This window comes from Pseudarthrobacter xylosi (assembly GCF_055412765.1).
Genome location: NZ_JBVAYT010000002.1, coordinates 419,462 through 445,430, shown reverse-complemented (window position 1 = coordinate 445,430; position 25,969 = coordinate 419,462). Strand labels below are relative to the sequence as shown.

The window sequence follows — 25,969 nt, the reverse complement described above, 5'->3', positions numbered from 1 at the left end:
TTTGAGTTCGATAATCACCGGCGAGGCCGTGGTCCTGGAACTGCGCCCCGCATCCTTCGCCGCCCGTGCCCTTGGCCTGCTGCTGGATGTCCTCCTCAACATCATCCTGCTCGTCCTGATCCTGCTGGGCATCGCGGCCGCCGGCCAGGACCTTGACGAGGCAGCCCTCCGGGCGCTGACGCTGGTGAGCGTGGTCTTCTGCTTCGTTATTTTCCCCGTGGCGGTGGAGACCCTCACCCGGGGCCTTTCGCTCGGAAAATTGGCCACCGGCCTGCGGGTGGTCAGGGACGACGGCGGCGCTATCCGGTTCCGCCACGCGGTGATCCGGGGGCTGACCGGATTCCTGGAAATCTACCTGACCCTGGGAGGCCTCGCCATCGGCGTCGCGCTCTTCAACAGCCGCTCCAAGCGGCTTGGAGACATCCTCGCCGGCACGTATGCGCTGCGCCGGCGCGTGCCGGTTGAGGCGCCGGTCCGTGTCTTTGTTACCCCACACCTTCAGGCCTGGGCAACAGCTGCGGACATCGGACGGATTCCGGATGCCACCGCACGGCAGGCTGCCCAATTCATTCGGCATGCCGGGCTTATGTCACCGCTGTCCGCCGCCGGCATGGCCGCGTCGATCGCCACGGAACTTGCCGGGCATGTGGCCCCGCCCCCGCCACCGGGAACCAGCCCGGACCAGTACTTGGCGGCCGTTACGGCCGAACGCCGTCACCGCGAACTTGCGCGCCTGCAGCAGGCCCGGCGCCGGAACTCGGCCACGGCAGAGCGCTTGGAGCGCCTGCCATTTGACCCTTAGTTGTTGTACTCCGCCCAGGGGATGTTCCAGTCGCCATAGCCATCGTCGACGGCGGCGTAGTCGCCTTCGGTGTTAATGATCTGGACCACATCGCCAGTGGTCATGTGCTCAAATACCCAGGCGGCGCCGTCGGGAGCGAACCCGATGCAGCCGTGCGAGACGTTCGTGTTGCCGATGTACGGGAAGGCAGACTCGAGCGCCTGGTGGATGTAGGCGCCGCTCAGCGTGAGGCGGATGGAATACTCCACGTCCACTTCGCCGTAGTAGGCCGGATCGCCGGGCTTAAGTCCAATGCTTGCCGCCCGGAAGTGGTCATAGCGGTTCTTTTCCATCAGGACCGCGTAGCCGCGGGCTGACGGGAAGCGCTTGTCGCCCATGCTGACCGGGAGGGTTTTCACCACCTGGTCGTTGACACTGAGCGTAAAGGTGTGTGCGGCGGCGTCGGCGATGGCCACCCGCTTGTCACCGAAATTGACAGTGACTTTTTTGTTGAAGTTGGCGATCTGGCCGTTGCCGAGGTCCACGCCGAAGAGCTGCATGTCCATGGTGACGGTGGAGTTCGCGGCCCAGAAGGCCTCGGGGCGGTACCGGACCATGGTGTCGCTGAACCAGTGGAAAGCTCCGGCCTGCCCCGCGCTGGAGGTGATTTTGATGGCCTTCTCCACGGCATCCCGGTTGACCACCGGTTCGCTGAAGATGACCTGCAGTGGCTGCCCGACGCCAACTTTCATCCCGTCCAGGGGATAGATGGCGGCGTCCGCCTCGTGCGTGCTGGAAACCGTACTGAAGGAGTTTGTGGTGCTGGTTTCCCGCCCCGCACCGTCGGTGACCACGTATGTGTAGCTGTATTCGGTGTTGAATTTCAGGGGGTCGGTAGCAGTCCAGCTGCTGCCGTCCCCTGCGAAGGTGCCGTGGACTGCTTCGCCGGCGGTGGTGGTCAAGGTGACACTCTCGATCCGGCCGTTGCCCACCTTGAGCGACACCGGCGTGGCCGGGTTCACCTGCTTTGCGGCGTTGACCGGTGTGACATCGACCTTGACCGGGGCCACCACGGGCGATGCGACTCCGGGTGCGGACCGGACCGCGGAACTGGCTTCGGACTCCAGGCCACCGCGCGCGAAGCCCGGCGCGACGGCTGCGAAAACCCCGCCCGTTGCGGCAAGGACACAGACGGCTGCCACCAAGAGAATCTTCTTGGCGGTCCCCCGCCGGCGTGGCTTATCAACAGGTTCCATAGTCCGATCTTAATGCTTGGACGTAACAGCCCCGGGCGCGATCGGCACCCGGGGCGTCACACGTCAGTAACGATAGTGCTCGGGCTTGTACGGTCCGGCGATGTCCAGGTCCAGGTACTCGGCCTGTTCCTTGGAGAGTTCCGTGAGCTCCACGTCGAGGGCGTCGAGGTGCAGGCGGGCAACCTTTTCGTCCAGGATCTTGGGCAGGACATAGACCTGGTTGTTGTATTCACGTTCGCCTTCGGGCTGGTCCCGCTTGGTCCACAGCTCGATCTGGGCGATGGTCTGGTTGGCGAACGAGTTGCTCATCACGAAGGACGGGTGGCCGGTGGCGTTGCCCAGGTTCAGCAGGCGTCCCTCGGACAGGACGATGATGGAGCGCTCGTCCGCAGTCCCGCCGTCGAGCACCCATTCGTGCACCTGGGGCTTGATTTCCACCTTTTTGATGCCGGCGATCCGCGCCAGGCCGGCCATGTCAATCTCGTTGTCGAAGTGGCCGATGTTGCCCACGATGGCTTTGTCGCGCATGCCGGCCATGTGTTCGGCCAGGATGACGTCCTTGTTGCCGGTGGTGGTGATGAAGATGTGGCCTTGGCTCAACACCGACTCAAGCTTGGCCACCTGGTATCCGTCCATGGCTGCCTGGAGGGCGCAGATGGGATCGATCTCGGTGACGATGACACGCGAACCCTGGCCGCGGAATGCCTCGGCGGCCCCCTTGCCGACGTCGCCATAACCGCAGACCACGGCCACCTTGCCGCCCATCAGGACATCGGTGGCGCGGTTGATGCCGTCAGGCAGCGAGTGGCGGATGCCGTACTTGTTGTCGAACTTGCTCTTGGTGACCGAGTCGTTGACGTTGATGGCAGGGAACAGCAGCTTGCCCTGCTCGGCCAGCTGGTAGAGGCGGTGCACGCCGGTGGTGGTTTCCTCGGTGACGCCGCGCAGCCCGGCCCCGATCCGGGTCCACCGCTGAGGGTCTTCCTGCAGGGAGGCGCGAAGCACGTCCAGGAAGATCCGGCCTTCTTCGGACTCGTCCTCGCCTGTCGCCGGCACGGCGCCGGCCGCTTCGAATTCAACGCCCTTGTGGACCAGCATGGTGGCGTCGCCGCCGTCGTCGAGGATCATGTTCGGGCCAAGCTCCGGGTTGGTGTCCGCGCCGGGCCAGGCCAGGATCTGCTGGGCAGTCCACCAGTATTCCTCCAGCGTTTCGCCCTTCCAGGCGAACACCGGGACACCTTGCGGGTCCTCGACCGTTCCTGCGCCCACCACGACGGCCGCGGCGGCATCGTCCTGGGTGGAGAAGATGTTGCAGGAGGCCCAGCGGACCTCGGCACCAAGGGCCGTGAGGGTTTCGATCAGCACGGCGGTCTGCACCGTCATGTGCAGGGATCCGGCGATCCGGGCGCCCTTCAGCGGCTGGGTGGGTCCGAACTCCTTGCGGAGTGACATCAGGCCGGGCATCTCGTGCTCGGCCAGGCGGATCTGGTGGCGGCCGGCTTCGGCCAGCGAGATGTCGGCTACTTTGTAGTCAAATGTCATGGGGGTTCCTTTGCTTTGTCCGATGGCGGCGACGGCGTTGAAGCGTCTGCGCAAAATTCGCCTGCTGGTGGTGGGGCGGGTTGTCCAGGCGCTGCCTGGACAATACCTGCGGTTTTGTCCGTGGCCGGGGTTTAGTCCGCGGCCGGCCCGACAGCGGGATCGTGCTGGTCCGAGCCGGCAGCGGTTGCGGCCTGGAGAAGTTCCGGCGGCAGCAGCAGCGGGATACCGTCCTCTATCGGGTAGCGCAGCTTCACGCCCGAGTCACCGGCCGCCGTCGACACCAGCTCTTCGCCTTCCTGGACCACGGGCGAACCGGTCACGGGACAGCGAAGGACGGACAACAGTTCAGGACTGATCTTTGGCATGATGGGTGCTCCCGACAGGGCGCGCGTTCGCGCCGTTGGCTGACTGATTAGCAGGTTCAAGCCTACCGCCAGATCCGCCTCAGGAAGGTTCGCGCAGTGCGCGCAGATGCCCCCGGCGGACGCCTTCCGTGCCGGCTGGGGCCTCCAGCGCTGAATGCGAGACCCGCTGGCCCGGCGTGGTCTGCGGCTTCGGCGGTTGTGCCGCCGCTTCGCGGACGGCGTTGGCAAGGGCCAGGAGGTCGTCCGGTCCCGGCTGCTGCGGGCTGGTCGGCATGGCCAGCCGAAGCACTTCCCAGCCGCGGGGCACTGTCAGGGACCCGGCGTGCTGCTCGCACAAATCGTAACAATGCGGCTCGGCGTAGGTGGCAAGCGGACCCAGGACGGCGGTGGAATCGGCGTAGACGTACGTCAAAGTTGCCACCGCCGACTCACGGCAGGCTGACCTTGAACATTGACGGATAGCTCCCACGACATCACAGACTACTCCGTATCCTTGCCCGTTCGGAGTATTTGCCGGAACGGGCGCCGCGCCCTGGCACTCAAACCGGGGTTATGTCGCGTAATTCTGCGCCCGGGTTTACAGTCAAGGTATGCAGTCATCGAACCAAGATTCAGCTTTTTCGGTCCGTTTGGCTGACCCGGATGTCCGCGCCGCAGAAGCGGGCCCGGGTTCGCCCGGCCGCAGCTTTGCGGTGCGCCGCCGGAACCGCCACGGCCGCGGCCTGCGTGGGGAACTGATGTTGCCCACACTCCCCGGTTATCGGACGCGCTCGGACCGCTTTGATGAGATGGTGCTGGATTCCGCGCAGCGGCTCCACGACATCTGGGGCAAAACGCTCGACGGCGTCCGGTTTGCCGTTGACGAAATACCCCCGCAGTTGGAGCAGCTGGTGGCCGACGCCGCGCAGCCCCCCATGGGCGCCTACACTCCCGCCACAGCCGAAGAGGGCCCCGTGATTACCCTGTACCGCCGCGTGGTTGAGCAGGGTTGCGGCAGCCGGGAGGAACTCCAGGACCTGGTGCACGACGTTGTGGTGGAACACACCGCCGAAATGCTTGGCGTGGCGCCGGAAACGCTGGATCCGGTCTACCGCCGCCGGTACTGACCGGTCAGTACCCCAGGGACACCGGCACCTTTTCGTGCCCTGAAGCGGCTGGTGCGAAGGCTACCGTGGAAATGTCGTCCCGGCCCTCCTGCTCCAGTAGGAGCGCGCCGTAGGCGGCGTCACCCGATGCGGAGACAACGTAGGCCACCACTTCAGACTCGTCCACCTTCTCGGGGACCTTGATGGAAGTTGTGGTGCCGCCGGCGACGTCGGCAGTGGCGGCAGCGCGGATCTTGCCGTCCGCGGTGACGGCAGCGTAGGTGACCGTAGCCCGGTTCTCGAGGACGCCGAACACCAGGATCCGGTCACCGCCCTGGGGCACGGGTACCACGTGCTGGCTTCCCAGCCGGACACCGGAGGCAGCCCAGGCCACGTCCGAAGCCTTCTCGTTCGTGACGCCCCGCGTGACCCGGACCGCAGCCACAAAGGACACGTCCGAACTGGTGGACACCGTGTAGTGGCCGGCGGGGACGCCCGCCAGCGAAATCTCGGTGACGGCCCCGGCTTTTGCCGTGACCACGCCGCCGTTGGGGAGGGCTTTCTGGCCGTCCCGGCCGAAGAGCTTGACCTCCACCACGGCATCCGACGGTCCGGGCACCGTGATCGCCAGCGCAGGGCCGGCGTCGTTGTAGCCACTGTTTCCCGTGAGGGCGGAGATGGCGCCGGCATCCTGGATGTCTACCCCCGTCATGACCTGCCGTGCGGCAGGAGCGGCCCCCGGAGCAATGAAGTCGATGCCGCCGGGCGTCAGGCCCCTCAGGACACTCTGCTGGATGGCCGCGGCCACCGGACCACCTACGCTCCGGACATGAACCGTGAGGCGGGCTTCACCAGGGGCCAGGCCGGCCAGGACTATTGAGCGGGTACCGCCCGGTGCGACGAGCAGACCCCTGCTGCCCGGGGCCTGGATCTGGCCCTTGCTGCCGAAGAGCTCCAGGCTCACGGTGGCAGGTGTGCTTGAGGCGTTGCTGAGCACGAGGACGGAAGTGCGGCCCACGGTGGTGCTTGCGCCCGAGAGCCAGTGGTCGTTGGCGGGCGGCTGGCAGTTGGCGGCGGCCGAGCCCCGCAGGTCACCGTCCGTGGCAGTGAATTTCATAACACCGGCGGCGGAGGGTTTCTGGCCGGCCTGGGCGTCGGCACTCAGGAGGGTGGCGTCGTCCACGCCGTGCCCGGCGAGGACGCCTGCGGTCAGGTCCTGGGGACCTGACCCCTGGCCGGGCTGTGTGCCGTCCTTGGCGATTTCGACGGCGGGCGTCCCGTCAAGGGCGGCGAGCCGGCTGCCGGGAAGAACCCCGCCGGGGGCGCTCAGGACGGCGCCCGTGACGGTGCTCCTCGCCGTCGCGGATTCGGGGCTGAACTGGGGATCGGTGCCCGCCTCAGTCCCTTCGAGCAGGCGGGCAGGCCCGGCACATACCCCTGCACTGGCGCCGGCGGGAACAGCCGCCAGCACGGCCGGAATGCTGCGGCTGCCCGCCGGCTGCGGAGCAACCGACGCGGCAGCGAGCACCGCACCGGCCGCGGCCACAATCGCCACAGCCGAGACCAGGCCTGCCAGCATCTGCTTGCGCGGGGTCCTGCGGGCGGCGTCCTTATGCATTCTGGTGTTCCTTACGCAAAGATCCTTCGTCCCTGGACAGCCCGGTGTTGGGCCGGCGGGCGGGCATGGGAATGGCGAGCATGACAGTGAGTCCGATCACCGTGATCTGGGCGATTCCGGACCACAGGGCCCAGGGGGCGTCGTAGCGGATGGTCAGCTGTCCGGCGGAGGCCGGCAAGGTGAACGCCTGGGCCGAGCCGGACGTCGTTGCCGTGAGCTTCCGCCCGTCAAACCAGGCGCTCCATCCCGGGTCCGCCCGTTCAGCGAGCACCACCAGCCGCCCTTCAGGTCCCCCGGCGACTGCGGTGTCGACGTCGTCGTACTTGGAAGGCACCAGCGCCACGGTGGCTCCGGCCCCGTCCACAATCCTGACGCGGTGGGCGACGTCGGCGGGCTGCAGCACAGGCTGGTTCAGCGGCGTGATCCGCCAGAGCCAGCCGACATCCGTCTGGCCGACGGCAACGAGCCCTGGCACGGCGTCCATTCTGCTGGCCGTAAGCTGGGCGGCCGTATCTGCCGAGCGGAGCACCACAAACCCGGCACCCAGGCGCTCGAGCTCCGGCCGGGGATCCACACCCTGCCCGGCCACCAGGGTGGCCACGACGCTTCGGATGGACGCCGTGACGTCGTCGTCGTCCCTGACCGTCTCCTGGCCGGGTGCGCCCAGAATGTTCCGGGCTGCGGCAATCGCAGACATGCTGTCCAGCGTGGTCCCGGCGCCGCGCATCAGGGCAGCGTCATAGGCACCGTTTTCCTGGGTGCTGATGAGTAGCGTTCGTGTCTGCTCCGGTCCGGTGCCCCGGTCGATGGCGGTGGCCGGAAGAGTCCGTGCACTGCCTGCCTCCACCAGGCGCGGCGTCCCCAGCGCAGGCCCGGACGGCACCTCGGCGGGGAGGGCTGTGGCTGTGGACCGTAGCAGGTTCTGCGCCGACCACACCGCCATGCCGGCAAGCGGACCGGCCAGCAGCACCACCATGGCAAGCGCCGTGGCGGCGCGGAGCGCCACGTTACGCCGAACACTGGGCGAGGCCGCCCGGTCTGCGGCATCAAGCAACCGCTCGGCACCGATCAGGGCTGCCCCGAGCAGGGCGAACCCGGCGGCGGAGATGGCGGGACCGGTGAACGGTGTCACCAGGGTGTCGGCAGTGGCACCGGTGGCAACGTGCCCGGCCAGCCAGCCGCCGGAGAAGATCACCAGTGCGGCCACCCAGAGGACACGTGCGGTCCTGCTGCGCTTACCCGGGAGGAAAAGGGCGGCAACGGCCAGTAGCAGGACGGGAACAGCCAGGAGCAGTGCGAGCACCAGTGCCCACGGGATGGCCTGGCCGCTGAAGAACGGAAGGCCTGACAAGCCACCTTCGGCGGAGAAGAGCAGCGGCTGGCCCAGGAACTGCTGCCACAGCGGGGCTGCCTCGAACCCCAAGGGAACACCCGGGTCTGCCAGCAATGCCCGGGGCCGGTCGATGACGGACAGGCCGAAGGGTAGAAAGAGCGCGGCGCTGGGCAACAGGGCCCACCACACGGTGCGGCCACGGCGGCCAAGCATCAGGCCGCAGAGCACAATAAGCACCGTGGCGGGAATCAGCAGTGAGGGTGCGGACGCGGTCACAACGCCCAGCGCCAACCCTGCGGCGGCGGCAGCGGTCCAGGACGGCATGCCGTTGATCCCCGGCCGTGCAGGCGGTTTTTCGCTGAAACGCCGGTCATCCGGGGACGGGACAATGAAGCGTCCGTGGCCCACGGCCGAGCCAGTGGCGCGTAAGAGCGCCAGAACCAGCAGCGGAATCATGATATGCGCCACCAAGGCACCCGCGCGGCCTTGGTTCAGCGCTATCTGCAAGGCTGGAGCGGCTGCCCAGAAGAGCGCGGCAACGAGGCGGAAGCGGCGCCGGATGGTCAAGCCACCGGCTGCAAACCACGCCGTCAGGCCAGCCAGCGGAGCGGCGAGCAGCAGGAGCCACGCCATGGCCGCGTTGGCATCTCCCCCGCCGAGCAGGCCAAGGATCCACAGCACATAGCCGAAGGGGTCTCCCTTGCCCGGAAGCCCTGCTCCCAGGCTGATCCACCAGCTGGACGCGTGGTGCCAGATTTCGCCAAGGGTGGAGGACACCGGAATGAGGCCTCCGCCCGAAACTGCTTCGGCCCGGAACAGCCCGCTGAGCGCCGTGAGGGAAGCCGCGGACGCGATAAGAACAGCGGCGAGGGCGCCGGTCCCCACCCAACCCCGTTCGCTGGTGGTCAGCGCAGCGAAGTCATCTGATGAGTCCCCCGTGGGCTGGTCCGCCAGGGGGTCCTGGACCAGGCCGTCGGCCGTGGAGTTGTCGGCGCCGAGGGCCTCCATGAGGGAGCGGCGGTGGTTCCAGACCTCACGCCGCGGCGTCTGCAGCTTCTTGATGACCGACCGCCGGATCCGCCGGCTGCTGGCCGCCGTCCTGCGTGCCTTAGCGACGGCACCGGGCCGGGCCAGGGCAGCGAACGTGGCCACCAGTTGGGAGAAACCATGCCCGGGATCCTTGACTGCAACACTGAGCACGAGTTTGAAAAGGCTGCCCAGCAGCGCACCGGCTGCATGGACAGGCACCTTCCAGAGCGGGGCATGCTTGAGGCGCAGGTGGACCTGGGCCTTCCGTGCTGCGGAGGCGTTGCCCTGGGCATGGGGCCGGTGGGCTACGTGGAACATCCGCGCAGTGGGAACGACCACCACGCGGTGCCCCGCGAGGCGGTTGCGCCAGCAGAAATCGACGTCGTCGCCGGTGCCCGGGAGCGCGGGGTCGAACCCCTTCAGGAGCTCCCAAATGTCCCGGCGGACCAGCATACCGGCCGAGTTCACCGCAAAAGTGTCAGTGCGGCCGTTGTACTGGCCCTGGTCCAGTTCGTCGGCGTCGATCAGGGTAAGCCGCTCGGCCCAGCGGCTGGTGGAGAGTCCGACGTCGATCAGCCGGCGTTCGGTGTGCCAGTCCAGTTGCTTGCAGCCGGCCACGGTCACGGATGGTGCCCGTTCCACGGCACTGAGCAGTTCTGCCAGCGCTTCCGGCGCCGGGGCCGCGTCGTCGTGAAGCAGCCAGATCCACTCTGTGGCGGCGCGCTGGGACTGTCCTTCCCAGGGCGCGTGCGCGTTGAGTCCGGCGCGTACAGCGCCTCCCATACCGCTCTTGCCATGCGGGAAGGTGCTCACATTGGTTGCGCCGAAGGCCTGTTCCAGGAGGACGGCGGAGTCGTCGCGAGATCCGGTGTCCACCCCGATATGGGAATCCGCGGGCCGGGTCTGGTCCGCGAGGGCAGCCAGGGTTCTGGGGAGATAGGCACTGCCGTTGTGGGACACCACAACGGCAGTGACGTGTACTTCCTGAAGAATTAGATTGCTCGCTTCCTTAGCCGCCGGCGCTCACGCTCGGAAAGGCCACCCCAAATGCCAAACCGTTCGTCGTTTGCCAGCGCGTATTCCAGGCACTGTGACCGGACATTGCATGCCCCGCAGACCTTCTTGGCGTCGCGCGTGGATCCGCCCTTCTCCGGGAAGAAGGCCTCCGGATCCGTCTGCGCGCACAATGCATCAGTCTGCCAGCCAAGTTCGCCTTCGTCGTCGAAGTCCTGCCGGAATGGCAGTCCGATCCACACCGGCTGGGTGATTGTCCCCTGTGCCGGGCTGCGCAGTTCCATGGGCGGATCCAGGTCGTCATCGTCCTGGTCATGTCCGCCGTCAAGGAGCGCTTCGTGCGCCGCCAGGAAGGCCGTGGCCTGATCCTGGAGGGAGTCTTTGGTGTTGCGGTTGTAGCGGTCCGCGGCGTCAGGATCGGCAGGATCCACATACCAGTCGCTCGGCACCCCACGTGCGCGGTATTTAGCCGTTGCCTGGCCGGCGACGACGGCATCTTCATGGATACGCTCTGCTTGCCCCACGGCGACCCTCCTGAAAGTTGCAGTCACTGCTTGGATCCTTGGACACTCGGTTGTGTGCCTGAATTTATGCAGCGACTTTCGATATCTAATTACACGTGTGTAACTAGTGGGGAGTCAAGCCGTGGCCGGGATAATAATCAACTTTCCGGGCCAATCGCTGGCACGCCACGCCCGGGAGTTTTCCAAAGGTTCGGCACTCCGGATGCCTGACGGCCCACTTCCGCAGCCAAAATGGTCCCATTTCCGCTGAATACCGGCCAAAAATACAGGCGCAGCCCGGATAAGACAAATAACCTGACAAACTCTTGTGAGTAACATCACAGCGCTGCTGGACCCTCCTGCGCCCTGGAGGGACTCCGCGTGGGGCACCCTCGTCAAGGCCGCCACACGGCGTCCGTGACAAGATAAAGCCATGAGCATCCCGGCGATAGATCTGATGACCACCCTGCGTTCCGGCCACGCCACCTCGCCCCGCCTGACCTGGTATGGACCGGACTCCGAACGTGTGGAACTCTCCGGCCGCGTGCTGGACAACTGGGTGGCCAAAACCAGCAATCTGCTGCAGGACGAACTCGACGCCGAGCCCGGCATGCGTCTGAACCTGGATTTGCCAGCCCACTGGAAGTCAATGATCTGGGCGCTGGCCGCCTGGCAGCTGGGCATGGAAACAGTGCTCGACGGCGGGGAGGCGGCGCTCCTCGTCACCGACCGGCCAGGAAGTGTTGAGGGAAAGTACGACGCCGTCATTGCCGTTGCGCTTCCGGCGCTGGCGATGCGGTGGCCGGGTGAGTTGCCGGCCGGAGTCCTCGACTACGCCGCCGAGGTGCGCTCCCACGGTGACGTCTTTATGGCGCACACGGACCCGTCGGCCACCGCCTGCGCCATTAGGGCACGAGCAGGCCAGCAGCACATCCATGAAAGCCTGATCACTGGTTTTGCCGCGTCCCATGAGGAAGGCGTCAGGCTTCTGGTGCCAGCCTCTGAAGGGCTGGAGCCGGCGCTGGCGGACGCGCTCGGCGCGTGGCACAGCGGAGGTTCCGTGGTGCTGGCGCACCCCGATGTGGAACTTACGGACAAGCTGCTGGCTGCGGAACGCATCCACGGCAAATAGCCGCCTGCGTCAGGGCTGCCGGCGGCCTTCCGGTGAGTCCCCGCCCGGCTGCTCCCCCAGTAGGGCGGCGGCGGCCTTCTCCTGATGGTGCCGCTCGATGAGCTCGTGGTCGTGTGAGAACTCCGGCTCCTGGTCCAGTTCTTCGTTGAAGACCCAGAACCGGTAAGCGAAGAAGCGGAAGATGGTGCCCAGAACCAGACCCACCACGCTGCCGGCAATAAAGAGCGAGGGTTTGTCGTTCAGGTCCAGGATGTACTTCGCGAACCAGACGCAGCCTGAGGCGATCAGGAGTCCCACCAGGTTCATAATGGCGAACAGCACGGCCTCGCGGGCCACATTGGCCTGCTTGCGGTGGCGGAACGTCCAGAAGCGGTTGGCAACCCACGAGAAGATGCTGGCCACGATGGTTGCCACGGCCTTGGCCCACACCTCGCTGCCATGCATCGGACCGGTGAACAGCCAGATGAAGATTGCCGAGTCAATGACGAAGGCCACACCGCCCACGGCTCCGAACTTGGCCACTTCACGCCAAAATAGCGAGGCGAGCCCCCGGATACGATCTGCAAGTGCGCTAAACATGACCCTCCATGGCCGTCCGTACAATGGGCCACACGGCCAGAGGTCTATTTTAGACCCGAAAACGGTGAACCAGCCCCCGCGGAGTGCAGAGTGGTGACGGAAATACCCGAAAAGCGGCCCCCTCGGCGTCCCAAAGCCCGGATCCGGTGAGCTTTTCTGTAGGCTGGCACATGTGACTTTTCCAGTAATCGGCGTGGTTGGCGGCGGCCAACTCGCGCGCATGATGGCCCCGGCCGCTACCGCCCTCGGCTTTGAACTCCGTGTATTGGCTGAGGCGGAGGACGTTTCAGCCGTATCTGCCGTGTCCACTTCACCGGTGGGTGACTACAAGGACCTCCAGACGCTCCTCGACTTCGCGGACGGCCTGGATGTTATGACGTTCGATCACGAACACGTCCCCACGGACCACCTCCGGGCGCTTCTGGCCGCCGGCGTGAATGTCCAGCCCGGTCCGGACGCCCTCGTCAATGCCCAGGACAAACTGGTGATGAGGGCTGCCATCGACAGCCTGGGGCTCCCAAATCCCGTTTGGGCTGCCGTGGCTGACGTAGCCGCGCTCGTGGCCTTCGGCGACGAAACCGGTTGGCCCGTTGTCCTCAAGATGCCCCGCGGCGGCTACGACGGCAAGGGCGTTCGGATCATCGACTCCGCCGAGGCCGCAGGCGAGGCTGCTCCGTGGTTCGAGGCCATGAGCCCGCTCCTCGCCGAAGCCAAGGTTGAGTTCAGCCGCGAATTGTCCGCACTGGTGGCCCGGACACCGGGCGGCGAAGCGAGGGCGTGGCCGGTGGTGCACACCATCCAGGTGGATGGCGTCTGCGACGAAGTCATTGCCCCTGCCCTGGATATCCCCCTCGAGGTGGCCGCGGCCGCGGAAGACGCGGCGTTGCGCGTCGCCTCGGAACTGGGCGTCACCGGAGTGATGGCGGCGGAACTCTTTGAAACGCCGGGTTCAGGCGTCGGCTTCCTGATCAACGAGCTCGCCATGCGGCCCCACAACACCGGCCACTGGACCCAGGACGGTTCCGTCACCAGCCAGTTTGAGCAGCATCTGCGGGCGGTCCTGGACCTGCCGCTGGGTGCCACCGACATTCTTGGTCCGGTAGTGGTCATGAAGAATTTCCTCGGTGGCGACAACCAGGACCTGTTTTCCGCCTACCCTGCCGCCCTTGCCAGCGAGCCGGCCGCCAAGGTCCACTGCTACGGCAAGTCAGTGCGTCCGGGACGCAAGATTGGCCATGTCAACCTGGTCGGGACCTCCACGGATGATGTGGACTCGGTCCGGCAACGCGCAACCCGGGTGGCGGCCATTATCCGCGACGGCCGGGTTCCCACCGAAGATTCAGTACGGATTTCCGAGGAGAACGCATGACCACCGAAACCACCACCGGCAGCGCCGGCACCGGGCCCCGTCCCATCGTTGGGCTGGTCATGGGCTCAGACTCGGATTGGCCGGTCATGGAAGCCGCCGCGGATGCACTGGCTGAGTTCGGCATCCCCTTCGAAGCCGATGTGGTCTCCGCTCACCGGATGCCCACCGAAATGATCCGGTACGGCCAGACCGCCCACGAGCGCGGGCTGCGGGTCATTATCGCCGGCGCTGGCGGAGCCGCCCACCTTCCCGGCATGCTGGCAAGCGTGACGCCCCTGCCCGTCATCGGCGTCCCGGTCCCGCTGAAGACGCTGGACGGTATGGATTCCCTGCTCTCCATCGTGCAAATGCCGGCCGGCGTCCCCGTAGCCACCGTGTCCATTGCCGGTGCCCGGAACGCAGGCCTGCTCGCGGTCCGGATCCTCGCGTCGGGAACGGATGAGCTGGCAGCCTCGCTCCGCGCCGGCCTCGTGGACTTCGCCCAGGAACTCAACGACGTCGCCACCCGCAAGGGAGCCAACCTCAGGCAGAAAGTCAGCGAAGTTTTCGCCGACGGCAATGGTGTTCTCCGGGGCAGCCGTTAAGGAACCCGACATGTCCAGAAGCGAACCGCAGCAGCCAGCAACCGGCGCAGTCATGACTGATCCCGTCCGGTATCCGTCCAGCGCCTCCGTGCCAGTCCGGACCAAACGGGGCTTTGCCCTGGTCCTGATGACTCTCCTGGTGCCCGGCAGCGCCCAAATTGTGGCCGGCGACCGCAAGCTCGGCCGCATTGCCCTGCGCGTCACCCTCAGCGCCTGGGCTTTGCTGGCGGTCACCCTGCTGATGCTGGCAGTGAACCGGTCGCTCGTGATCAACATCCTCACCAACCAGTTTGCCTCGCTGGTGATCATCCTGGTCCTGGCGGCACTAGCGCTCGGATGGGCGTTCCTGTTCATCAACACACTCCGGCTGATCCGCCCCGTCCTGCTGGCACCGGCGGCGCGTCCCGCCGTCGGAATCGCCCTGGTCCTTGCCCTGGTCCTGAGCAGCGGCACCCTTGGGTATGCCGCGTACCTGCTGAACGTGGGCCGCAACGCCATCGGCAGCATCTTCGCGGGGGGACCAACCATCGATCCTGTGGATGGCCGCTACAACTTCCTGATGATGGGCGGTGACGCGGGCGACGACCGAACAGGCAGACGCCCGGACAGCCTCTCCGTGCTCAGCGTGGACGCCAAGACCGGCCAGACTGCCATCATCTCAGTGCCGCGCAACCTGCAGAACGCCCAGTTCAGCGAAGGCTCGCCCATGCGCAAGATCTACCCGGACGGCTACGACTGCGGCGACGCGTGCCTCATCAACGCCATCAACACCGAAGTGACGAACGAGCACGCTGACCTGTACCCAGGCGTCGCGGACCCCGGCGCGCAGGCGACACTGGAGGCGGTGTCGGGAACCCTCGGCATCACCGTCCAGGCCTACGTGCTGGTGGACATGGACGGCTTCGCCAAACTGATCGACGCCATGGGTGGAATCCGGATCAAGGCCGGCGGGTGGGTGCCCATGAGCGGGGAAATGATCGACGAAGCCAACGGCATCCACGGCATGCCGCTCGGCTGGATCCCGGCCGGCGACCAGCACCTCGATGGCTATCACGCGCTCTGGTACGGACGCTCCCGCGAATTCGTCGACGACTACGCCCGGATCCAGCGGCAGCAGTGCGTCCAGCAGGCCATGCTCAAACAACTGGACCCGGCAACCCTCCTCTCGAAGTTTGAGGACATCGCCAATGCGGGAACCAAGGTTGTTGACTCAAACATCTCCTCCTCCCAGCTGGGCAGTTTCGTGGATCTCGCCATGAAGGCGAAGGGCCAGGAGGTCAAACGGCTGACCATCGGGCCGCCGGATTTTGACGCGTCCTTCTCCACCGTCCCCGACTTTGACATCATTCACAACAAGGTGGACCAGCTGCTGGCCTCAGCCTCGGGACCCAAGGCCGCCGCGCCCGTCGACGGCCTTGTGGAGCCCGCAACGGCCGGCGGACGTCTGCAGGCGTCCGCGCAGGTGCCCATGGCTGCGTTCCCGGCAGCCGGTGGAACCCCCGCGCAGACTGCCCCGCCGTCGTCGGACTTCACCCCGGTAACCACAACACCCGACGGCGAGCCGATCACCGAGGCGATGCTGAACCAGCTCAAGAGCGAAGGCAACGAACAGGCCCTGCGTGAACTGGTGGCCACCAACGGCCAGTGCGCGCCACTTTAGGCCCTGCGCCTTCACCGGAGTCCCGGCGGCAGCACCCTGACTGCAAGAACACGTAGACCTGAAGACCAAGAATGGACACCGGCTGTGTACGAAATTGAGAACGTCCTCCGCGACTACGCCTGGGGATCCACCACCGCCATCGCAGGGCTGCTAGGACGCCCGGAGTCCGGCCGGCCGGAAGCCGAACTCTGGATCGGAGCCCATCCCGGTGCCCCTTCCATGGCCCGCCGGGCGGACGGCTCCATGGCAGCGCTGGATGCCTTGATTAGCGAAGATCCAGAACATTTCCTGGGCAGCGAATCTGTGGCCGAGTTTGGCCCGCGGCTCCCGTTCCTGACCAAGATCCTTGCTGCCGCCCAGCCGTTGTCGCTCCAGGTCCATCCAAGCTTTGAACAGGCCAAAGTAGGATTCGCCCGGGAGAATGCCGAAGGCATTGCGCCCGATGCCGACCATCGCAACTACCGCGATGACAACCACAAGCCCGAAATGATCTTTGCGCTGACGCCGTTCGAAGCGTTGTGCGGGTTCCGGGCGCCGGCTGAGACCCGGAAGATCCTGCTCCACCTGGCCGCCTGCTTCGACCGCGTGGAAACCGGGATCCCGCCCCTGCTGGTGGAGCTGCTCGACGCCTTGGAAAACCCGGATGAGGATGCCGGCCTCAGGAGTGCCTTCGAACGGCTGATCATGGGCGGCGAAGACGTCTCGCACACCACAGCGTCGGTGGCGGCCGCCCTGGTCTCTGGTGCTCCGCTGGCTCCGTACCAGGCGGAATTGTCCACGGTCATCAGCCTCAACGAGAAGTACCCGGGCGATCCGGGGGTACTGATTTCGCTGCTGCTGAACAGGCTTTCGCTGGCCCCGGGTGAGGCCGTCTATCTCCCCGCGGGCAAAGTGCATGCTTACCTGCACGGCATGGGTGTCGAAGTCATGGCGTCCTCGGACAACGTGCTCCGTGGCGGGCTGACGCCGAAGTACGTGGACGTGCCCGAGCTGCTGCGGACCGTGGAATTCCAGTCGGTGGCCATCCCCAGGCTCACGCCGGAATTCTCCGGCCTTGGCCAGGAGCTCTATCAGCCGCCCTTCCGGGAGTTCCAGCTTCAGCGGATCGAGCTGGCACCCGGTGCAGAGCCGGTCCCGCTGGCACAGTCGGGAGCCGTCGTCGTAATTGTTGTTGCCGGATCGGTGTATCTCGATTCGCCCAAGGGCGACCTGCAGCTGGCGCGCGGCGGCAGCGCCTTCCTGCCCGCCGCGGAAGTACCGGTCAATGTCCACCCGGTGGCCGGGGCCAAATCTCCGGCCATTGCGTTCGCCGTGACCACGTCGCTGAAGGCCTGAGCCGTGGAATTCTTCCTGCAGACGCCCGCCTGGGCGGATTTCCAGTCGTCGCTGGGCCGCACCGTCCATCAGCAGTCCGGCCCAGGCTGGAGCTTCCTGGCGGTAGAGGAGAAGAACCCGGCTGGCAAGGTCCTGTACGCCCCCTATGGACCGGTGGCATCCACCGCGGAGGCGTTCGACGCCGCCCTGGCCGCCCTGGTGGCAACAGCCCGGTCGTGCGGGGCCGTGTTTGTCCGGGTTGAGCCGGTGTCCGCCGGACTCGAGATGCCGGCCGGCGCGGAGCTAAGCCGGCGCGGCCTGCGGCCGGCACCCGTGAACCAGCAGCCTGAACTCAGCTGGATCGTTGACCTCGAAGGCGACTTCAAGGATGTCCTGGCCGCGATGAAGCCCGTGAACCGGAACCTTTACCGGAACATCCACAAGAAGGGCGTCACCTTCCGGACGTCACAGGAGCCGGACGACATCAGGATCCTGCTGAATTTCCTGCACATGACAGCCCGGCGGAACGGATTCAAGCCGCAGAGCGACGAGTACCTGACCCAGGTGGCGGCCTCCCTGATGCCCGTGGGCGCTGCGACGCTGTTCATCGCCGAACTGCACGGCGGCCCGATCGCTGCGGCCTTTGCCTACGATTCCGCGGACACCCGGACGTATGCCCATGCAGCCCTGGATGACACGCACCGCAAGCTCAGCGCTGGCATACCGCTCCTGGTGACCCTGATGGCGGACGCCAAGGACCGGGGCCTGAAACACGTGGACCTGTGGGGCGTTGCGCCCGCGGACCAGCCCAACCACAAATGGGCGGGATTCACCGCGTTCAAGAAGTCCTTTGGCGGCCATGAGGTGGCGTACCCCGGCACCTGGGACCTCCCGGTGCAAAAGCTCCGGTACAACGCGTACCAGCTGGCCCGCAAGCTGCGCGACAAGCTCCGCGCCCTCCGCTCCCCCGCCTCAACGCCTGCGCGAACGAACACTTAAGCCCTCCCCCCTGGCGCGAACGTACACTTGGGGCCCCAAAAAGCTCCGACTTAGGGCCTCAACTGTACGTTCGCGCGGAGGTGTGACGCTGGCCTGTGGATAACAGCCTCGGCCCCTCGCGTTTCCTGCACACTGAAGCATGGCTCTCTCACCGCTCCCTGACGAGCTGCTGGCAGGTTCCTTCACCCCGGCCATCGCGGCCGGCTCTGGCGTTTCGCGCAAACGGCAGCGGCAACCCGACGTCAGCATTCCATCCCACGGCATCCGCATACCTCTGCATGGGAATTCGGCCGCGCCCGCGAACCTTCGTGCGTACACGGCGCTGGACAACTCGTCGGCCCTGACGCATCACTCAGGAGCGAGGATATGGGCACTCGGGCTTCCGCCTTGGCTTGAGGAGGACTGGCGGATCCACATCGCCCGCGGCCGGTCAGACGGAAAACCCAGGCGCAGGAACGTGGTTGGCCACCGGTTGACGTTCCAGCCGGGTGAAGTTGTGATGTACGACGGCGTCCGCGTCACCTCGCCTGCGCGGACGTGGTTGGATCTCGCGAGCCTCTTGACCGTCGATGAATTGATCGCCGCGGGAGACTCAGTTGTCGTGGCACACGGGCCTGACTTCCCCCGGCCGAAGGAGCCTCTGGCCAGCATCGGCGATCTGCGGCGGATGATTGCCTCCCATCCAGGCATGCGGGGCATGAAGACCGCACGGCTGGCCATCGACGAGATACGCGTCGGGGCCGATTCGCCGCAGGAAACAAAGATGCGTTTGGCCCTGTCCCGGACCAGCCTTGGCGAGCCGGTCCTTAACCGTGTGATTCGCAACAGCTGGGGTCAGCCAGCCGTTTGGCCCGACGCCGCCTACCCGACCCAAAGAATCTCCCTGCAATATGACGGCTTCCATCACTCCGACCCCCGGCAGGCCCGGCTTGACGCTGCCCGACGCGCAACGACCGAGCGCCTCGGCTGGAATGAAATCAGGGTCTTCAAGGACGACCTCGAGGGCGACAAGCCCTTTCTGCTGGAAAAGATCAGGGCAACACTGAGGCGGCCGGGCGTCCAGTCTGAGGGCCAGTCCGGCAGCAGGGCGTGATCCCTTGCGCGAACGTACAGTTGAGGCCCCGATTCCACTCGAATCGGGGCCTCAACTGTACGTTCGCGCGTCCCCGAGGGGGCGCCGGGGCGAACCTAGTTCTTGCGGGCGTAGCCTTCCCACTTGCTGGCCTGGTGCTCGCCGTCAACAAAGCGGATGGTGCCGGACTTGGAACGCATCACGATGGACTGGGTGAGGACCTTGTCCTTGGAGTAGCGGACGCCCTTGAGGAGGTCGCCGTCGGTGATACCGGTAGCGGCGAAGTAGCAGTTGTCGCTGGACACGAGGTCATTGGTGGACAGCACGCGGTCCAGGTCGTGGCCGGCGTCGATCGCCTTCTGCTTCTCGTCGTCGCTGGTGGGCCACAGCCGGCCCTGGATGACGCCGCCGAGCGACTTGATGGCGCAGGCTGCAACGATGCCTTCCGGCGTGCCGCCGATGCCCATGAGGGCGTCGACGCCGGTGCCGGAGCGGGCTGCGGCAATCGCGCCGGCAACGTCGCCGTCCATGATGAACTTGGTGCGCGCACCGGCTTCGCGGATCTCTTCGACCAGGGGGCGGTGGCGGTCGCGGTCAAGGATCATGACGTTGAGCTGGTTGACTTTCACGCCCTTTGCCTTGGCGATCAGGTGCAGGTTCTGCTTGACCGGCAGGCGGAGGTCCACCATGTCGGCGGCTTCCGGGCCCGTAACGAGCTTCTCCATGTAGAACACGGCGGACGGATCGAACATGGAGCCGCGCTCAGCCACGGCGAGGACTGCCAGGGCGTTGTTGATGCCAAGGGCGGTCAGGCGCGTGCCGTCGATCGGGTCAACAGCAACGTCGCACTCAGGACCGGTGCCGTCGCCAACGTGCTCGCCGTTGAACAGCATCGGGGCTTCGTCTTTTTCGCCTTCGCCGATGACCACAACGCCGTTGAAGTGGACCGAGTGAAGGAAGGAGCGCATGGCGTCAACGGCCGCGCCGTCGGCTTTGTTCTTGTCGCCGAAACCAACCCAGTGGCCGCCGGCGATGGCCGCAGCTTCGGTGACGCGGACAAGCTCAAGGGCGAGGTTGCGGTCTGGCTCGTCGATGCCCACGGCCAGGGAGGGGGAAATCGTGGAGTACTGCTGGGTCATAGGCGCTGGTGACACGTGAACCTCTTCTTCGAGTGGCGATCATTGGACCCGCGCGGCCGGATTCAGCCGGTGCGGTGATTCCTCTGGTACTGATCATAGTCGTGGCGGCGCCTAAGAAGCGTGGCATGACGCAGCCCTGCAACATGGGCCTTCCGTCTCGGGCAATCCTCCGGCTGTGAGTTGCGCCTGAACATGGGCGACTATAGAGGGGTGAGTGAAATGCAGGAAAAGACCAGTCCCGGGCCCGACCCCTCCGACTCCGGAGCTGAAGGCGACGGCGCAGGGACGGCCGAACCAGCCCCCGTCCGCCCAGTGATCCCGGCCGCAGCGGCAAAACGCGCCAATGCCTCCGTGATCGGCATGATCGTTGCCTTGGTGGTCAGCATCGCCGCCTTCCTGCCCGTGATCCTGATGAATCCCCTCCCCAAGAGCGAGGGATTCCGCCCGGACATCGATGTCAGTGCCGTGGCCCGGAACGCCACGGATGTGGCGGGATTCACACCGGTGACACCGGACACCGGCAAGTCGTTTACCTCCAACTACGCACGATGGGAGTCCGGCAGCGGCAGCGGCGTTCCCACCTGGGAAGTTGGCTACCTGACCCCGAAGGATTCCTTCATCGGCCTGGTCCAGACCAGCCAGTCCAACCCCACCTGGCTCGTCCAGCAGACCAAGAGCGCTCCCGTGACGGGAACGCGCGCGGCCGGCGGACAGGAGTGGGAGCTGCGTGACACCGGCAAAGGCGAGAAGAGCATGGTGCTGAATTACCGCGGAACCACCGTTGTCCTGACGGGAAGCGCACAGCTGGACGAATTCGCCGAACTCGCCACCGCCGTCGTGCAGTCCATGGATGCCAACCCGGCCGTCACAGTTTCACAGTCACCCAGCACAGCCCCGTAAAGTAATCCCGTGGCTACCTATCTCACCCCTGCCCTTGCCTGGCGCCGCATGCGCGAAGGCAACGAACGTTTTGTTGCCGGCGAATCGTCGCACCCGAACCAGGACGCGTCCCGCCGGTCTTCGCTGGTGGAGAACCAGCACCCGTTTGCCGTGATCTTCGGCTGCTCGGACTCCCGGCTCGCGGCGGAGATTATCTTCGACCTGGGCCTGGGGGACGCCTTTGTGGTGCGCACCGCCGGCCAAGTGATTGACGACGCCGTATTGGGCTCCCTGGAGTACAGCATCAGTGTGTTGGGGGTTCCGCTGCTCGTGGTGCTGGGGCATGACAGCTGCGGAGCCGTCAGTGCCACCAAGTCCGCAGTGGACACCGGCAACATGCCGGTGGGCTTTATTCGAGACCTGGTGGAGCGCATCACGCCCTCGGTACTGACGTCCATGCGGAACGGCGAGCACGAGGTGAACGACATGGTGGTGGAGCACGTCAAGCAGACGTCCCAGCGCCTGGTGGACAGCTCCCGTGTGATTTCCGCCGCAATCGAGAACGGCCGCGCCGCGGTGATCGGCCTCTCCTACAGCCTCGCCGAGGGCCGGGCGAACGTGGTTTCCGGGATCGGCGACGTCTAGGTCCGGCCGGATTCGATGCCCGTAGCATGCGGTTCACGGTTTTAGTCCGGGCCCCGAATCGCCCTAAGCTAGCCCCATGACTTCCACTGAAGAATTCCGCATTGAACACGACACGATGGGCGAAGTCCGCGTCCCCGTGAACGCCCTGTACCGTGCACAGACGCAGCGTGCAGTTGAAAACTTCCCCATCTCCGGCAAGACCCTGGAGCGCGCGCACATCGAGGCGCTCGCCCGGGTAAAGAAGGCGGCCGCCCAGGCCAACGCAGAACTTGGGGTGCTCGACGGCGAGCTGGCCAAGGCGATCGCTGCGGCCGCCGATGAGGTAGCTGCCGGCAAGTACGACGGCGACTTCCCCATCGACGTTTTCCAGACCGGCTCCGGCACGTCCTCGAACATGAACATGAACGAGGTCCTGGCCGAGCTCGCCACCCGCGCTCTAAAGGCCGCCGGCAGTGACAAAATTGTCCACCCGAACGACCACGTCAACGCCTCGCAGTCCTCCAACGACGTCTTCCCCACCTCGGTCCACGTTGCCGCCTCTTCGGCCCTGATCAACGACCTCATCCCGGCGCTCGGCTACCTGGCCGAGTCGCTGGAGCGCAAGGCCGTGGAGTTCAAGGACGTCGTCAAGTCCGGCCGCACGCACCTCATGGACGCCACCCCGGTGACGCTCGGCCAGGAGTTCGGCGGCTACGCAGCCCAGGTCCGTTACGGCATCGAGCGCATCAACGCAGCACTCCCCCGTGTTGCCGAAGTTCCGCTTGGCGGCACCGCGGTGGGTACGGGTATCAACACCCCGGCAGGCTTCCCGGAGCGCGTCATCGAACTGCTCGCCACGGACACCGGCCTTCCGCTGACCGAAGCCCGCGACCACTTCGAAGCCCAGGCCAACCGCGACGGCCTCATCGAAGGCTCCAGCCAGCTGCGCAACATCGCGATCTCCTTCATGAAGATCAACAATGACCTCCGCTGGATGGGCTCCGGCCCCAACACCGGCCTCGGCGAAATCGCCATCCCGGACCTCCAGCCGGGCTCCTCGATCATGCCGGGCAAGGTCAACCCCGTCATCTGCGAGGCATCCATCATGGTCTGCGCCCAGGTCATCGGCAACGACACCGCCATCGCCTGGTCCGGCACCAACGGCGCCTTCGAGCTCAACGTCGGCATCCCCGTGATGGCCGCCAACCTGCTTGAGTCCATCCGCCTGCTGGCAAACACCAGCCGGGTCATGGCGGACAAGATGATCGACGGCATCACCGCGAACGTGGAGCGCGCCCGCTTCCTGGCCGAGGCCTCCCCTTCGATCGTGACGCCGCTGAACAAGTACATCGGCTACGAAAACGCGGCGAAGATCGCCAAGAAGGCCGTGGCCGAGGGGCTCACTATCCGTGAGACCGTCGTCGCCATGGGCTTCCTGGAGCGCGGCGAGGTCACCGAAGAGCAGCTCGATACTGCCCTGGACGTTATGTCCATGACACGTCCGCCGCACAAGGCCTAATTACGTAAAGCACGACGGCGGCCGGCACCTTCCCCACGGAAGGCGCCGGCCGCCGTCGTTCGTGGGCCTGCATTCTTTTTGCACTCCTGATGATTTAGTGCAAAACTTTACTTTGTGGATAATAGTGCAAACATCGACGGCGGCCTCCGGGAACGCAAGCGCCAGCAGACGCGCCAGGCCGTCACCGCCGCCGCGCGCTCGTTGACCGCAGCCAAAGGACTCAACGGCTTCACGGTGGAAGAGGTCTGCGAAGAGGTGGGAATCTCCCGCCGCACGTTCTTCAACTACTTCCCCACCAAGGAAGACGCCATCCTCGGCCACCACGACGACGAGCACCCCGGCGAACTCATGGCCGACTTCCTGGCCGGCGGCGGAGAACCAGGAACCATTTCCGAGTCCCTGCTGGCCGACCTCATCCAGCTCACCCTGGACATCTGGGCGTCGAAAGTGGACTCGGAGTCAGAGACCGATGTCCGCCAGCTCATCGCCGCCATCAAGAAAGAGCCCCAGCTGGTGGCAAAGATCGTCGGCATCAGCGCCGAACGTGAGGCCGCGTCCCGCCAGCTCATCGCCCAACGTGAAGGCGTCCCCGCCGATCACCCTGTGGTGGTCATGGCCGTCACAGCGATCACCGCTGTAGCCCACCACGCGCACGAAACCTACTTCTCGGCCTCGAACATCCGCAGTTTCCCCGAACTACTCCTCGAAGACGCCCAGGCCCTCAAATCCCTGTTCGCGCAGAAGCTCCCCACCACCTCCGAAGGATCATCATGACCACTACCGTCGGCCCTAAGGCAGCAGCAGGCCCGCTGCTGCTGACCCAGAAACGCATCTGGATCATCTTTTCGGCGCTTATTGCCGGCATGCTGCTCTCCAGCCTCGACCAGACCATCGTCTCCACCGCCATGCCCACCATCGTGGGTAAGCTCGGCGGCGTAGAGCACCAGGCCTGGATTACCACCGCCTACCTGCTGGCCACCACCATCGTGATGCCCATCTACGGCAAGTTCGGTGACGTCCTGGGCCGCCGGAACCTGTTCCTTGTAGCCATCGCCCTGTTTACCCTTGCGTCCGTGGGCTGCGCCCTGGCCACCGATTTCTGGGGCTTCGTCATTTTCCGAGCCATTCAGGGCCTGGGCGGCGGCGGCCTGATGATCCTCTCGCAAGCCATCATCGCGGACATCGTTCCTGCGAAGGACCGTGGCAAATACATGGGTCCCCTGGGCGCCATCTTCGGCCTCTCCGCCGTGGCCGGCCCGCTGCTCGGCGGATTCTTCGTGGACCACATGACCTGGGAATGGGCTTTCTACATCAACATCCCCATCGGCATCGCCGCGTTCGTCACAGCCTGGTTCACGCTGACGCTGCCGAACAAGAAGGCCGAGAAGCGGATCGACATCCTGGGCGTGATCCTGCTGTCCGCAGCCACCACTTGCCTGATCTTCTTCACCGACTTCGGCGGCAAGAAGGATGAGGGCTGGGATTCACCGCTGACGTGGGCCTTCGGCGCCGGAATGCTCATCTCCGCCGCAGCCTTCGTGATGGTGGAACGCCGCGCGGAGGATCCCATCATCCCGCTCAGCCTCTTCAAGAACCGGATCTTCGTCAACGCCACGGCCATCGGCTTTACACTCGGCCTGGGCATGTTCGCCGCCATCGCCTTTGTCCCCACCTTCCTGCAGATGTCTTCCGGGACCTCTGCCGCTGAATCCGGGCTTCTGATGCTGCCCATGATGGTGGGCCTCATGGGCATGGCCATCTACTCGGGGATCCGGATCTCTAAAACCGGCAAGTACAAAATGTTCCCCATCCTCGGTGCCTCCCTGACCATCGCGGCGATGCTGTGGCTGACCACCCTGACCGCCGAAACGCCCATCTGGGTCATCTGCGTCCAGCTGTTCGTGTTCGGCGCAGGACTGGGATCGATCATGCAGGTCATCGTCCTGGTGGTGCAGAATTCTGTCCCCGCCGATCAGATCGGCACGGCAACCAGCACCAACAACTACTTCCGCGAAGTCGGTGCGTCCCTGGGCGTGGCAGTGTTCGGCGCGATTTTCACCAACCGGCTTTCGGAGTCGCTGACGAACGCGTTCACCGGCGCCGGAGCATCCGCGGAACAGGCGTCGCAGTCCACGAGCACCCTGGATCCGCAGGCCCTGAGCCAGTTGCCGGACCAGCTGCGCGACGCAATCGTGAACGCCTACGCGGACTCGCTGGCGCCGGTCTTCTGGTACTTGGTGCCGTTCATCGCCGTCGCGCTGATCCTGGCCATCACCTTGAAGCAGATCCCGCTCTCGGACACCGCCGGCATGGTGGCCCGGGGCGAGGCCATCGGCGGCGAGCAGGCGGAACGGCTGGAGGCAGAGCACCTTGCCCTGCTGAAGGACGGGACGCTGAAGGAGCCCGCCGTCGCCGGCGCCCCGGACAGCCTCAAGGACGACGACGGCGAGCTGGCCTCCCAGCGCCGCTGACCGACGTCGTACGGCTGTAAGCCGAAGCGGCGGACGCCGCAACCATAGCCTGCAGGGGCGCCGCGACCTTGGGGGTCGCGGCGCCCCTGTTGTATGTCACCG

The 25,969-nt window shown here is 65.8% G+C and carries 23 protein-coding genes; 14 read left to right on the top strand and 9 right to left on the bottom strand.

Going from position 1 to position 25,969, the window contains the following annotated elements:
* Position 1: 1 nt before the first annotated feature.
* The gene (locus ACZY1F_RS06145) at positions 2-802 is read left to right on the top strand and encodes an RDD family protein (RefSeq protein WP_463940853.1); all 801 of its coding nucleotides are present in this window, start codon (positions 2-4) and stop codon (positions 800-802) included.
* Here ACZY1F_RS06145 and ACZY1F_RS06140 read toward each other — a convergent pair.
* From ACZY1F_RS06140 to ACZY1F_RS06125, 4 genes are all read right to left on the bottom strand, one after another.
* Positions 799-2,037 carry a L,D-transpeptidase gene (locus ACZY1F_RS06140; RefSeq protein ID WP_463940851.1) on the bottom strand — a complete coding sequence of 413 codons (1,239 nt, stop codon included), beginning with the start codon at positions 2,035-2,037 and terminating at the stop codon, positions 799-801. The two genes, ACZY1F_RS06145 and ACZY1F_RS06140, sit on opposite strands and share 4 nt — an antisense overlap.
* 63 nt (positions 2,038-2,100) lie before the next feature.
* The gene (gene ahcY, locus ACZY1F_RS06135) at positions 2,101-3,579 is read right to left on the bottom strand and encodes an adenosylhomocysteinase (protein ID WP_463940850.1); all 1,479 of its coding nucleotides are present in this window, start codon (positions 3,577-3,579) and stop codon (positions 2,101-2,103) included.
* 131 nt (positions 3,580-3,710) lie between these two features.
* Positions 3,711-3,944, bottom strand: coding sequence for a Trm112 family protein (locus ACZY1F_RS06130; protein WP_463940848.1), 234 nt, complete (start codon positions 3,942-3,944; stop codon positions 3,711-3,713).
* 79 nt (positions 3,945-4,023) lie between these two features.
* A complete protein-coding gene (locus ACZY1F_RS06125; protein ID WP_463940847.1) occupies positions 4,024-4,413 on the bottom strand; it encodes a DUF3499 domain-containing protein in 390 nt (129 codons plus the stop codon).
* Positions 4,414-4,534: 121 nt separating this feature from the next.
* Between ACZY1F_RS06125 and ACZY1F_RS06120 the strand changes: the two genes are divergently transcribed.
* Entirely contained in the window at positions 4,535-5,050 is a 516-nt protein-coding gene (locus ACZY1F_RS06120) for a metallopeptidase family protein (protein ID WP_463940846.1), read from the top strand.
* Between the two features lie 4 nt (positions 5,051-5,054).
* Here ACZY1F_RS06120 and ACZY1F_RS06115 read toward each other — a convergent pair whose 3' ends face one another.
* From ACZY1F_RS06115 to ACZY1F_RS06105, 3 genes are read right to left on the bottom strand one after another with little or no spacing between them, the layout of a single operon-like run.
* Positions 5,055-6,647, bottom strand: a complete 1,593-nt coding sequence (locus ACZY1F_RS06115) for a DUF5719 family protein (protein ID WP_463940845.1) — start codon at positions 6,645-6,647, stop codon at positions 5,055-5,057.
* Positions 6,640-9,972, bottom strand: coding sequence for a glycosyltransferase family 2 protein (locus ACZY1F_RS06110; RefSeq protein ID WP_463940843.1), 3,333 nt, complete (start codon positions 9,970-9,972; stop codon positions 6,640-6,642). Before ACZY1F_RS06110 ends, ACZY1F_RS06115 begins: the two co-directional genes overlap by 8 nt.
* A 29-nt stretch (positions 9,973-10,001) precedes the next feature.
* Positions 10,002-10,547 (bottom strand): WhiB family transcriptional regulator, encoded by a 546-nt coding sequence (locus ACZY1F_RS06105; RefSeq protein WP_463941136.1) that lies wholly within the window; start codon positions 10,545-10,547, stop codon positions 10,002-10,004.
* Between the two features lie 412 nt (positions 10,548-10,959).
* Between ACZY1F_RS06105 and ACZY1F_RS06100 the strand changes: the two genes are divergently transcribed.
* Positions 10,960-11,658, top strand: a complete 699-nt coding sequence (locus ACZY1F_RS06100; protein ID WP_463940842.1) for a TIGR03089 family protein — start codon at positions 10,960-10,962, stop codon at positions 11,656-11,658.
* Positions 11,659-11,667: 9 nt separating this feature from the next.
* On the opposite strand, the gene ACZY1F_RS06095 is transcribed toward ACZY1F_RS06100, so the two are convergent.
* Entirely contained in the window at positions 11,668-12,237 is a 570-nt protein-coding gene (locus tag ACZY1F_RS06095) for a GtrA family protein (protein ID WP_463940841.1), read from the bottom strand.
* A 172-nt stretch (positions 12,238-12,409) separates the two neighbouring features.
* Between ACZY1F_RS06095 and ACZY1F_RS06090 the strand changes: the two genes are divergently transcribed.
* The 6 genes from ACZY1F_RS06090 (at position 12,410) to ACZY1F_RS06065 (ending at position 19,256) form a co-directional block, all read left to right on the top strand.
* Positions 12,410-13,606: a 5-(carboxyamino)imidazole ribonucleotide synthase gene (locus ACZY1F_RS06090; protein ID WP_463940839.1), complete on the top strand. Its 1,197-nt coding sequence runs from the start codon at positions 12,410-12,412 to the stop codon at positions 13,604-13,606.
* Positions 13,603-14,190: a 5-(carboxyamino)imidazole ribonucleotide mutase gene (gene purE, locus ACZY1F_RS06085; protein ID WP_463940838.1), complete on the top strand. Its 588-nt coding sequence runs from the start codon at positions 13,603-13,605 to the stop codon at positions 14,188-14,190. Before ACZY1F_RS06090 ends, purE begins: the two co-directional genes overlap by 4 nt.
* Before the next feature lie 10 nt (positions 14,191-14,200).
* Complete coding sequence (locus tag ACZY1F_RS06080; RefSeq protein WP_463940836.1) at positions 14,201-15,850, top strand: LCP family protein; 1,650 nt, start codon at positions 14,201-14,203, stop codon at positions 15,848-15,850.
* A gap of 84 nt (positions 15,851-15,934) precedes the next feature.
* Positions 15,935-17,185, top strand: coding sequence for a mannose-6-phosphate isomerase, class I (gene manA, locus ACZY1F_RS06075; protein WP_463940835.1), 1,251 nt, complete (start codon positions 15,935-15,937; stop codon positions 17,183-17,185).
* Positions 17,186-17,188: 3 nt separating this feature from the next.
* Positions 17,189-18,163 carry a lipid II:glycine glycyltransferase FemX gene (locus ACZY1F_RS06070; RefSeq protein ID WP_463940834.1) on the top strand — a complete coding sequence of 325 codons (975 nt, stop codon included), beginning with the start codon at positions 17,189-17,191 and terminating at the stop codon, positions 18,161-18,163.
* Positions 18,164-18,302: 139 nt separating this feature from the next.
* Positions 18,303-19,256: a putative endonuclease domain-containing protein gene (locus ACZY1F_RS06065; RefSeq protein WP_463940832.1), complete on the top strand. Its 954-nt coding sequence runs from the start codon at positions 18,303-18,305 to the stop codon at positions 19,254-19,256.
* A gap of 95 nt (positions 19,257-19,351) precedes the next feature.
* Here ACZY1F_RS06065 and glpX read toward each other — a convergent pair whose 3' ends face one another.
* Positions 19,352-20,374 carry a class II fructose-bisphosphatase gene (glpX, locus tag ACZY1F_RS06060; protein WP_463941135.1) on the bottom strand — a complete coding sequence of 341 codons (1,023 nt, stop codon included), beginning with the start codon at positions 20,372-20,374 and terminating at the stop codon, positions 19,352-19,354.
* 219 nt (positions 20,375-20,593) lie between these two features.
* On the opposite strand from glpX, the gene ACZY1F_RS06055 reads away from it, so the two are divergent.
* The 5 genes from ACZY1F_RS06055 to ACZY1F_RS06035 all read left to right on the top strand — a co-directional run bounded on the left by ACZY1F_RS06055 (position 20,594) and on the right by ACZY1F_RS06035 (position 25,867).
* Positions 20,594-21,274, top strand: coding sequence for a DUF4245 domain-containing protein (locus tag ACZY1F_RS06055; RefSeq protein ID WP_463941134.1), 681 nt, complete (start codon positions 20,594-20,596; stop codon positions 21,272-21,274).
* Between the two features lie 9 nt (positions 21,275-21,283).
* A complete protein-coding gene (locus ACZY1F_RS06050) occupies positions 21,284-21,898 on the top strand; it encodes a carbonic anhydrase (RefSeq protein ID WP_463940830.1) in 615 nt (204 codons plus the stop codon).
* A gap of 76 nt (positions 21,899-21,974) precedes the next feature.
* Positions 21,975-23,396, top strand: coding sequence for a class II fumarate hydratase (locus ACZY1F_RS06045; protein WP_463940828.1), 1,422 nt, complete (start codon positions 21,975-21,977; stop codon positions 23,394-23,396).
* Between the two features lie 114 nt (positions 23,397-23,510).
* The gene (locus ACZY1F_RS06040; RefSeq protein ID WP_463940827.1) at positions 23,511-24,170 is read left to right on the top strand and encodes a TetR/AcrR family transcriptional regulator; all 660 of its coding nucleotides are present in this window, start codon (positions 23,511-23,513) and stop codon (positions 24,168-24,170) included.
* Positions 24,167-25,867, top strand: coding sequence for an MDR family MFS transporter (locus ACZY1F_RS06035; RefSeq protein WP_463940825.1), 1,701 nt, complete (start codon positions 24,167-24,169; stop codon positions 25,865-25,867). The genes ACZY1F_RS06040 and ACZY1F_RS06035 overlap by 4 nt, the downstream gene beginning before the upstream one ends.
* Positions 25,868-25,969 lie beyond the last annotated feature (102 nt).